Below are 9,907 nucleotides of genomic sequence, written 5' to 3'. Positions count from 1 at the left end.
TTCGCGCTCCGTAGTCGGACGATCTCTGTCATGTGTCTGGTGTGACGCACGAGGCGAAGTTATGCTCCCTGCGTGGAGCTTGAGACGCGCAGTTCCCCGCGCCCCTTACGGGGCGCCTGGTCGCGCCCACGCGGCGGAGCCGCATATGTGAACAGCCCCGCGCCCCTGACGGGGCGCCCGTCTTACGGGGTCGGCGGCAACGCCCTCAAGAGGGCGTCCAGTGCCCCCGCAAACGCGTGGTCCGGCGGGGTGCCGTAAGCAATGATCAAGCCGTCCCCCGCGGAAGCGGACCCGTGCCGGAAGCGGCTCACGCCCTCCACCGCGAGGCCCTGCCAGGCCGCCGCCTGGACCACGGACCGCTCGGTGCCCGGCGGGAGTTCGAGCACCGCGTGCAGGCCGGCGGCGATGCCGGTGACACGGACGTGCGGCGCCTGCTCGGCCAGCGCAGCGACGAGCGCGTCGCGGCGGCGCCGGTAGCGCTGGCGCATCGAGCGCAGGTGACGGTCGTACGCACCCGACGTGATGAACTCCGCGAGCGTGAGCTGGTCGAGGACGCTCGTCCCCCAGGCCCCGTTGCGCTTCACGTCCAGCACCTCGTCCCGCAGCCGGTCCGGCAGGACCAGCCAGCCGAGGCGCAGCCCGGGGATCAGGGACTTGCTCGCGGTGCCGCAGTAGACGACGTCGTCCGGGGCCAGCCCCTGCAGCGCCCCGACCGGCTGACGGTCGTAGCGGAACTCGCCGTCGTAGTCGTCCTCCAGGATCACCCCGTCGGTGCGGGCCGCCCAGTCGACGACCGCGGCCCGGCGGTCGGGATGCAGGGGGACGCCCGTGGGGAACTGGTGGGCCGGGGTGAGCAGGACGGCCCGGACGTCCGGCCGGCCGTCCAGCGCGCGGACGTCGGCGCCGTGCCCGTCGACCGGGAGCAGCACGCCGCGCAGGCCCGCCTCCTCGATCACCTCGCGGTGGTACCCGAGCCCGTGGTCCTCGACGCCGATCTCCTCGGTGCCGCGTGCCCGCAGCGCCCAGCTCAGCATGCCGAGCCCCTGCTTGAAGCCCGCGCAGATCACGATGCGTTCGGGGTCGGCCCGGACGCCGCGGGCCCGGGCCAGGTAGTCGGCGAGGGCGGCGCGCAGCTCGGGGCGGCCGCGCGGGTCGCCGTAGCCGAAGGCCTCGTGCGGGGCCGCGGTGAGGGCGCGGCGGGCGGCGGAGAGCCAGGCGGCACGGGGGAAGGCGGAGACGTCGGGGGTGCCGGTGCGCAGGTCGTAGGCGGGGCGTTCGGGGGCGCGCAGCGGGGCGAGCCGCCGGGCGGGCGGGCGCGGCGGGGCGGCGCGCTCGGCGACCCGGGTGCCGGAGCCCTGCCGGGCGGTGAGCCAGCCCTCGGCGACCAGTTCGGCGTAGGCCTCGCCGACGGTGTTGCGGGCCAGCCCGAGATCGGCGGCGAGCGAGCGGGAGGAGGGCAGGCGGGTGCCGGGCGCGAGGCGGCCGGAGCGCACGGCGTCGCGCAGGGCGCGGGTGAGGGCGGCGCGCACGCCGTGGCCCTTCCCGGGCAGGTCGAGGTGGAGGTCCATTCCCGGGACCGAAGTGGCCCTGTCTTCCGGCATGGAAGTGGACCATACACGTGGGCTACTGCCGATCTAGAGTCGGTCGCATGACTGCTCCTCTGACTGCTCCTCGCATGCGTTTCATCCAGCACGCCCCCGATGTCTACGAAGCGACCCTCGCCCTCACCCAGGCCGCCAAGAAGGACCTGGACCCGACCCTGGTCGAACTGGTCCTGCTCCGCGCTTCCCAGGTCAACCACTGCGCGTTCTGCATCGACATGCACGCCACGGACGCGCGCAAGGCGGGCGAGAGCGAGCAGCGCATCAACCTGCTCAACGCCTGGGAGGAGGCCGGCGGGATCTACACCGAGAAGGAGCGGGCGGCGCTCGCCCTGACGGAGGCCGTGACCGTCCTGACGGACGGCTTCGTTCCTGACGAGGTGTTCGAGCGGGCTGCCGCGCACTTCTCCGAGCCCGAACTGGCCCGGCTCGTCTCGCTGATCGCCACGATCAACGTCTGGAACCGCATCAACGTGGCGTTCCGCACTCCCGTCGGGCACATGCGATGACGGCCGCCGCCGCTGCCTTCCGCGCCCTGCACCACGGCCGTGCCGCGGACGACCCGCTCGTCCTGCCCGGCCCGTGGGACGCCGCGAGCGCGCGGGCCTTCGCGGAGGCCGGGTTCCGCGCCCTGGCGACGCCGAGCGCGGGGGTCTCGGCGTCGCTCGGGTTCGCGGACGGCACCGCGCCGCCCGCGGAGATGTTCGCGGCGGTGGCGCGGATCGTGCGCGCCGTGCAGGCGGACGGGGTGCTGGTCACCGCGGACCTGGAGGACGGCTACGGGCTCGCGCCGCGGGAGTTGGTGGAGCGGCTGCTCGAAACGGGCGCGGTGGGCTGCAACCTGGAGGATTCCGCACGGGATTCGGGACGGCTCACGGACCCTCAGGAGCAGGCGGACCGACTGGCGGCCGTGCGGGCCGCCGCCGGCGACGCGGTCGTGGTGAACGCCCGCGTCGACACCTTCCTGAAGGGCGGGACCGGGCTCGGCCCCGCCGTGGAGCGGGGTCGTCTCTACGCGGCCGCCGGGGCCGACTGCGTCTACCCGATCCTCGCCCCGGGCGAGTTGCTCGCCCCGCTGGCGGAGGCGATCGGGCTGCCGGTCAACGCGATGGCCCGGGACGGGGGGCCCTCACCGCGGGAGCTGGGGCGGCTGGGCGCCGTCCGGATCACCTTCGGCGGCGGGCTGTTCCGGCGGGCGCTCGCGGGTGTGGCGGATATGGCAGCAGGATTGCGGAACGATTTGCCCCCTGCAGCGCTCTAGCCAGGTGCGCACCGGTCTGCCGGTGCTGCTGGACCGGTGCGTCCAGGCCGAGACGTCGCAAGGGTTTGCAGTTCCATGGGTCTGACGAGTGACACGCTCCTGATATGTGCCGTGCTGTGCACGGCGCTGATGTTCGCAGTCACGGTGTGGCTGTGGCCGCGGCTGGTGCGCCCGGGCGCGAGACAGGTGCTGGGGCGGGCGGGGATGCTCGTCGTCGTGCAGGCCTTCGTGTTCGCGTCGGTCGGGCTCGTGGCCAACCGCAGCTTCCTGCTCTACAGCTCGTGGGAGGACCTGCTCGGCCAGACCAAGCAGCAGGCGGCGGCGCCCGTCGGGGCCGCGGCCGTGCAGGTCATCGGGCGGCAGGCCCCGGAGGTGCCCGGCGGCTCGAACCCGCGCGGAGGCGGCGTGATCGAGAAGATCACGCTGCACGGCGAGCTCTCCCGCACCGCCGTCCAGGCGTACGTGTACCTGCCTCCGGAGTACTTCCAGAAGGGCAACGAGCAGCGGAAGTTCCCCGCGTCCGTCGTGCTGACGGGATATCCGGGAACGGCGGAGAACCTGCTCAAGGGGCTGCGCTACCCGAAGACGGCGTGGACGCAGGCGAAGCAGAAGAAGATGCAGCCGATGATCCTGGTGATGATGCGGCCCACCATCGCACCCGTCAACTCCCAGTGCATCGACGTCCCCGGGGGCCCGCAGAGCGAGACCTTCTTCGGCAAGGACGTCACCAAGGCGATCTCGAGCACCTACCGCGTCGGCACCTCCCCGAAGAACTGGGGCATCATGGGCGACTCGACCGGCGGCTACTGCGCGCTGAAGATGGCGCTGCAGCACCCGGAGACGTACGCGGCCGGGGTGGGCCTGTCAGCGGACTACAAGCCGGAGATCGACGGCGACTCCGGTGACCTCTACAAGGGGAACAAGAACGAGGAGAAACGATCCGACCTGCTGTGGAGCCTGGACCACAAGCCGCAGGGCAACTCCTCGTTCCTGGTCACGTCCTCGCTGAAGGGCGAGGGGAACTACAAGGACACGCTGCGGTTCATCAAGAAGGTGAAGGCGCCCGCGCACGCTTCGTCGATCATCCTCGACAGCGGCGGTCACAACTTCAACACGTGGCGGCGGGAGATTCCGCCGGCGCTGAAGTGGCTCAGCGGGCGGCTCGCCCCGTAAGGGGCGCGGGGAACTGCGCGACCAGCCGAGGACGGCCCGCAGTTCCCCACCACGTCCCTACCGGGGCAGCCACGCCTTCCACACGTCCGGGTGCCGCTGCACCCACTTCTTGGCCGAATCGTCCGGTGAGAGCTTGTCCTCGGCGATCATCTGGGCGACCTCGTTCTGATCGGCCTTCGTCCAGTGGAAGTTCCGCAGGAAGTCGGCGGCCTTCCCGCCCTTCTTCTCGAAGTCCGTGTTCAGGAACTTCTTCAACTGGGACGTCGGATAGGCGCAGTCGATCGTCGACGGATCCTTCAGCCCCTTCGCCGCACACGCATCCGTGTACTCCGGGAGCTTCACCTCCACCATCGGCACCTCGTTGAAGAGCCACTGGGGCTCGTACCAGTAGGTGAGGAACGGCCGCTTCTCCTTGGCGAACTGCTTGATCTGGGTGATCTGCGCCGCCTCGGAACCGGCGAAGACCACCTGGTAGTTCAGGTTCAGGTTCTTCACCAGCGCCTTGTCGTTCGTGACGTACGACGGCGAGCCGTCGAGCAGCTGGCCCTTGCCGCCGCTCTCCGCGGTGCGCAGCTGGGACGCGTACTTGTCGAGGTTCCGCCAGTCCAGCACGTCGGGGTGTGCGTCCGCGAAGTACTTCGGGACCCACCACCCGATGTGGCCGGTGACGCCCAGGTCGCCGCCGGGGGTGACCGTCTTCTTGTCGTCGACGTACCGCTTCTCCTGGTCCGGGTGGCCCCAGTCCTCCAGGATCGCGTCCACACGGCCCTGGCTGAGGGCGTCCCAGGCGGGGACCTCGTCCACCTGAACCGTGTCGACCCGGTAGCCGAGCTCGTGCTCCAACAGGTACTGCGCGACGGCCGCGTTGGCGCGGGCGCCCACCCACGACTGCACGGACAGGGTGACGGTCTTCGCACCCGCCGCATTCGCATACGGCGAACCCTGCTTGGTCATGTCGGCCGCACCGCACCCGGTGGCGGTGGCCAGCAGGCCGAGTGCCGCCACGGCGGTCAGAACCTTGCGCGTTCTCTTACGCGTCGCCATCACGGACTCCCTTCGTCGGCTGCGTGACCCGGTCGAGCATCAACCCCAGGCAGGCGATGGCGACTCCCGCCACCAGACCGGTCGCCAGGTCGCCCTGGGCCAGGCCGAAGACGACGTCGTAGCCGAGCGCGCCGCCGCCGACCAGGCCGGCGATGATGACGACGGAGAGCACCAGCACCACGGCCTGGTTCACCGCCAGCAGCAACTGGGGCCGGGCCAGCGGGAACTGGACCTGCCGCAGCTGCTGCCCGCCCGTCGCGCCCAGCGAGCGGGCGGACTCCAGGGCGCCGGGGTTCACCTGGCGCAGGCCCTGACCGACGATGCGGACGACGGCCGGCAGCGCGTAGACGATCGCCGCCGCGGCACCCGGAGCACGGCCGACGCCGAACAGGGCGACCACCGGGATCAGGTAGACGAACTGCGGCATCGTCTGGCACACGTCCAGCACGGGCCGCAGCAGCCGCTCCACGCGCGTGCTGCGCGCGGCGCCGACGGCCACGGCGAAGCCGAGGACGAGCGTGACGGCCACCGCGGCCAGCACCTGGGAGAGCGTGTCCATGGACGCGTCCCAGCGGCCCAGCACGCCGATCAGCGCGAGCGAGAGCACCGCGGTCAGGGCGGTGCGCCAGGTGCCGATCAGCCAGGCGAGCGCGGCGACGAGGAGCAGCGCGGCCCACCAGGGCAGGCCCTGGAGCCCGGAGCGCAGCGGGTCGAGCACCCAGCCGGTGTAGTGCGCGGCCCAGTCGGCGGTGCCGCCGATGCCGGGCAGGCCGGAGTAGAGGTGATCGACCATCCAGTCCTTGGCCGTGTTGACGGGCGCGGCGATGGCGACCGTCCAGCGGTCGGGCCAGGTGTGGCCGGCCGACAGCAGGGCGGTGGCCGCCAAGGCTGCGAGGCCGGCGGTCCACACCGTGATCTTCCGGGTGCGGGCCGTGGGTGGGGTGTGCCCACCCGTTCCGCCCTGCGGAACGCCTGCCCACACCCCGGGGCGGCCCGCCGTCGTGCGGTCGAACACGATCGCCAGCAGCACGATCGGGATGCCCGCCGCCAGTGCGCTGCCGACGTCGACCGTCGACAGCGCCTGGTAGACGCGGTCGCCCAGGCCGTCCGCGCCGATGACCGACGCGATGACGGCCATCGACAGCGCCATCATGATCGTCTGGTTGACGCCGAGCAGGAGTTCGCGGCGGGCCAGCGGCAGCCGGGCCGTCAGCAGGCGCTGCCGGGCCGTGGCGCCGAGCGAGTCGACGGCCTCCAGGACGCCCTTGTCGGTGCCGCGCAGGCCGAGTGCCGTGAGCCGGGCCATCGGCGGGGCGGCGTAGACGACCGTGGCCAGGACCGCGGGCGCGACGCCGATGCCGAAGACCAGCACGACGGGGAGCAGATAGGCGAAGGCGGGCAGCGCCTGCATCGTGTCCAGGACCGGGCGCAGCGCGCGGAACGTGCGGTCCGACAGGCCGGCCGCCAGGCCGAGCAGGGCGCCGACGGCCACGGACACGGCGACCGCGACGATCATCAGCGCGAGCGTGCGCATCGTCGGCACCCACATGCCGAGCGCTCCGCACACGGCGAAGGACAGCAGCGCGGTGACCGCGGCCCGCACGCCCGCGGCCCGCCAGGCCAGCAGGGCGGCGCCGGCGGTCACGCCCGCCCAGCCGAGGGCGAGCAGCACCACGTACACCGCGTGGATCGCGGTGATGATGGCGGCGCTGATGTGCCCGAAGAAGTACAGGAACAGCCAGTGGCTGTCACGGTTGTCGATGATCCAGTTGCTGGTGCTCTTGAGCGGGCCGTCCAGGGAGACGGTCAGCGCGTGCGGCCAGCTGCCGCTGCCCCAGCGGGCGTCGGCGAAGGGGACGAGCACCGCCGCGACGGCCGCGAGCAGCAGGAGCTTGCGGACGGCGCGGTGGCGAAGGACGGTCCGGACGGGGGAATCCGCGGCCGGAACCGTCGCGGTGGTGCTGCTCATGCGGCGGCCTTCTCCTCGGTCCGGCCCCCGGTTCCCAGCCCCGCGACGACGCGCAGCAGGCTCTTGAAGTCCACGACCCCCAGGCAGCGTTCACCCTCGACGACCCGGGCCGGCCCGCCGGTGCGGGCGACCGTCTCGATGGCCTCGGCCACGGTCGTGGCCGGGTGCAGGGCGGGCCCGTCCTCGGCCTCGTGGGCGTCCCCGACCGGGCGCATGGCGCGCCGGACGCTGAGGACCTGCTCGCGCGGCACGTCCCGGACGAAGTCGCGCACGTAGTCGTCGGCGGGCGAGCCGACGATCTCCTCGGGGGTGCCGCACTGCACGACCCGGCCGTCGCGCATCAGCGCGATGCGGTGGCCGACGCGGAGCGCCTCCGCGAGGTCGTGGGTGATGAAGACCATGGTGCGGCCCTCTTCGCGGTTGAGGCGGACGACCTCTTCCTGCATGTCGCGGCGGATCAGCGGGTCGAGCGCGCTGAACGGCTCGTCGAAGAGCAGCACTTCGGGGTCGGCGGCGAGGGCGCGCGCCAGCCCGACGCGCTGCTGCTGCCCGCCGGAGAGCTGGCTGGGGCGGCGCCCCTCCATCCCCGCGAGCCCGACCTTCTCCACCATCTCGGCCGCGCGGGCGCGCCGTTCGGCCCTGCCCACGCCCTGGATCTCCAGCCCGTAGGCGACGTTGTCGAGCACCGTGCGGTGCGGGAGCAGCCCGAAGTGCTGGAAGACCATGGCGGCGCGGTGCCGGCGCAGGTTGCGCAGGGCGCCCTTGTCCATGCCGCGCACGTCCTCGCCGTCGATGGCGATGGTGCCGCTGGTCGGCTCGATGAGCCGGGTCAGGCAGCGGACGAGCGTGGACTTGCCGGACCCGGACAGCCCCATGACGACGAAGCACTCGCCGGGCCGCACGTCGAACGACACGTCCCGCACGGCGACGGTGCACCCGGTCTGCTCGCGCAGCGCCTCGGCCGACAACTCGGCGAGCCCGCTGCCGGGCACGCGGTCGGCCTTCGGCCCGAAGACCTTCCACAGGTTGCGGACGGAGAACACGGGGGGCTCGCCGCCCCGGGCCGGGGCGACGGGCGGTTCGCCGGACCTGTGCTCTTGCCACTGCGGGTCGTCCGTGGCCGCTCGCGCAGTTCCCCGCGCCCCTTCGGGGCGCGTGCCCACTGCGGCGGCACCGTTCACGGCGGAGCCGTTCGCGCCCGCCCCCGGGTGGGAGTCCTCCTGGCACGGCCTCGGCACGCGGGCCGTCATCACCGCCGTCGCGGTGCGGGTGCCGGTCACCGTTCCACCCCCTCCTCGGAGCCTGCTGCAAGCATCTCGGCGCACTTCTCCCCCACCATCAGCACGCCGATCATCGGGTTCACCGCGAACATCGTCGGGAAGACCGACGCGTCCGCGATGCGGATCCCCTCCAGGCCGCGGATCCGCAACTGCGGGTCCACCACAGCCGTTTCGTCCAGGGCGGAGCCCATCCGGCAGGTGCCCGCCGGGTGGTAGACGGTGTGCGCGACCTTGCGCGCGTACTCGCTCAGCTCCTCGTCCGAGGTGATCTCCGGGCCGGGGCACACCTCGCGCTTCAGCCAGCCCGCCAGCGGAGCGGTCCCGGCTATCTCGCGCGCGATCCTGATGCCGTCGACGAGGGTCTGCCCGTCGTAGTCGTCCTCGTCCGTGAAGTAGCGGAAGTCGAGGGCCGGCTTGACCTCGGGGTCGGCGCTGGTGAGGTAGACGCGGCCGCGGCTGCGGGACTTGGGGATGTTCGGCGTCATCGAGACACCGTGCTCCGGCTTTTCGTAGCCCAGCCGCTCCGGGTTGTCCGTGAACGGGATCTGGTAGAAGTGGAACATCAGGTCGGGGCCCCGGGATTCGGGGTCGCGCCGCACGAACAGGGCCGCGTCCGAGTCCATCGCCGAGTTGTCGGGGATCGGGCCGTCCGTCTCCCAGACGATCACCGACTCCGGGTGGTCCAGCAGGTTCTCGCCGACGCCCGGCAGGTCGTGCACGACGGGGATGCCCAGCGCCTCCAGGTCCGCCTTCGGGCCGATGCCCGAGTGCATCAGCAGCCGCGGCGAGTCGATCGCGCCCGCGCAGACGAGCACCTCGCGCGCGGCCTCGACCAGGATCTCCGCGCCGTCCTTGGTGCGGACGTGCACGCCCTTGGCCCGGTTGCCGTCCAGCTCCAGCCTGTGGGCCCAGGTCTCCAGCATCAGCGTGAGGTTGGGGCGGTCCCCGGCCTCGATGTGCGGGTGGAGGTAGGCCACGGAGGCGGACGAGCGCTTGTTGTTCTCGGGGTGGTACGCGAGGTCGAGGAAGCCGACGCCCTCGTGGAACGGCTCCTTGTTGAAGCCCTCCACGCGCGGCACGCCGATCGCCTTCTGCGCGGCCTCGACGAAGTCGCGGGCGATGGCGTTCCGGTCCTTCTCGTGCACCGGGACGATGTTGTTGCGCAGCTTGTGGAAGTACGGGTCCATGGACGCGTGGTCCCAGCCCTCGGCACCCGCCTCGGCCCACTCGTCCCAGTCGCCGGGCAGCGGCTTGAAGGAGATCAGGGTGTTGTGGGACGAGCAGCCGCCCAGCACCTTGGCGCGGCTGTGCAGGATGTGCGAGTTGCCGCGCGGCTGTTCGGTGGTGGTGTAGCCGTAGTCGAGGTCGCCGCCGAGCAGGCCGAGCCAGCGGCGCAGGGTCAGGACGTCGTCGCGGTCGATGTCCGAGGGGCCGCCCTCGATGACGGCGACGGTGACGTCGGGGTCCTCGGTGAGACGCGAGGCGATGACGGAACCGGCGGTTCCGCCACCGATGACCACGTAGTCGTAGACGGGCATGCGGTGAACTCCTTGCGGGGCCGGGGGGATCGGGGAGACCG

8 protein-coding genes are annotated in these 9,907 nt (G+C 72.2%); 3 read left to right on the top strand and 5 right to left on the bottom strand.

Going from position 1 to position 9,907, the window contains the following annotated elements:
- Nucleotides 1-182: 182 nt before the first annotated feature.
- Nucleotides 183-1,601 carry a MocR-like pyridoxine biosynthesis transcription factor PdxR gene (pdxR, locus tag ACWD4B_RS09710; RefSeq protein WP_451420262.1) on the bottom strand — a complete coding sequence of 473 codons (1,419 nt, stop codon included), beginning with the start codon at nt 1,599-1,601 and terminating at the stop codon, nt 183-185.
- 47 nt (nt 1,602-1,648) lie between these two features.
- Between pdxR and ACWD4B_RS09705 the strand changes: the two genes are divergently transcribed.
- The 3 genes from ACWD4B_RS09705 (at nt 1,649) to ACWD4B_RS09695 (ending at nt 4,035) form a co-directional block, all read left to right on the top strand.
- The gene (locus ACWD4B_RS09705) at nt 1,649-2,110 is read left to right on the top strand and encodes a carboxymuconolactone decarboxylase family protein (protein WP_451420261.1); all 462 of its coding nucleotides are present in this window, start codon (nt 1,649-1,651) and stop codon (nt 2,108-2,110) included.
- Nucleotides 2,107-2,862, top strand: coding sequence for an isocitrate lyase/PEP mutase family protein (locus tag ACWD4B_RS09700; protein WP_451420260.1), 756 nt, complete (start codon nt 2,107-2,109; stop codon nt 2,860-2,862). The genes ACWD4B_RS09705 and ACWD4B_RS09700 overlap by 4 nt, the downstream gene beginning before the upstream one ends.
- A gap of 75 nt (nt 2,863-2,937) precedes the next feature.
- Nucleotides 2,938-4,035, top strand: a complete 1,098-nt coding sequence (locus ACWD4B_RS09695) for an alpha/beta hydrolase (RefSeq protein ID WP_451420259.1) — start codon at nt 2,938-2,940, stop codon at nt 4,033-4,035.
- 57 nt (nt 4,036-4,092) lie between these two features.
- Here ACWD4B_RS09695 and ACWD4B_RS09690 read toward each other — a convergent pair whose 3' ends face one another.
- From ACWD4B_RS09690 to ACWD4B_RS09675, 4 genes are read right to left on the bottom strand one after another with little or no spacing between them, the layout of a single operon-like run.
- Nucleotides 4,093-5,079 (bottom strand): ABC transporter substrate-binding protein, encoded by a 987-nt coding sequence (locus ACWD4B_RS09690; RefSeq protein ID WP_451420258.1) that lies wholly within the window; start codon nt 5,077-5,079, stop codon nt 4,093-4,095.
- On the bottom strand, nt 5,066-7,048 hold the full coding sequence (locus ACWD4B_RS09685) for an ABC transporter permease (protein WP_451420257.1): 1,983 nt from the start codon (nt 7,046-7,048) through the stop codon (nt 5,066-5,068). Before ACWD4B_RS09685 ends, ACWD4B_RS09690 begins: the two co-directional genes overlap by 14 nt.
- On the bottom strand, nt 7,045-8,328 hold the full coding sequence (locus tag ACWD4B_RS09680; protein WP_451420256.1) for a quaternary amine ABC transporter ATP-binding protein: 1,284 nt from the start codon (nt 8,326-8,328) through the stop codon (nt 7,045-7,047). The genes ACWD4B_RS09685 and ACWD4B_RS09680 overlap by 4 nt, the downstream gene beginning before the upstream one ends.
- On the bottom strand, nt 8,325-9,866 hold the full coding sequence (locus tag ACWD4B_RS09675) for a GMC oxidoreductase (RefSeq protein ID WP_336417217.1): 1,542 nt from the start codon (nt 9,864-9,866) through the stop codon (nt 8,325-8,327). The genes ACWD4B_RS09680 and ACWD4B_RS09675 overlap by 4 nt, the downstream gene beginning before the upstream one ends.
- Nucleotides 9,867-9,907: the final 41 nt, after the last annotated feature.

The sequence above is a fragment of the Streptomyces sp. NPDC002536 genome, assembly GCF_053594995.1.
The sequence above is the reverse complement of the archived record's forward strand: the minus strand, read 5'-3'. Positions and strand labels throughout refer to the sequence as shown.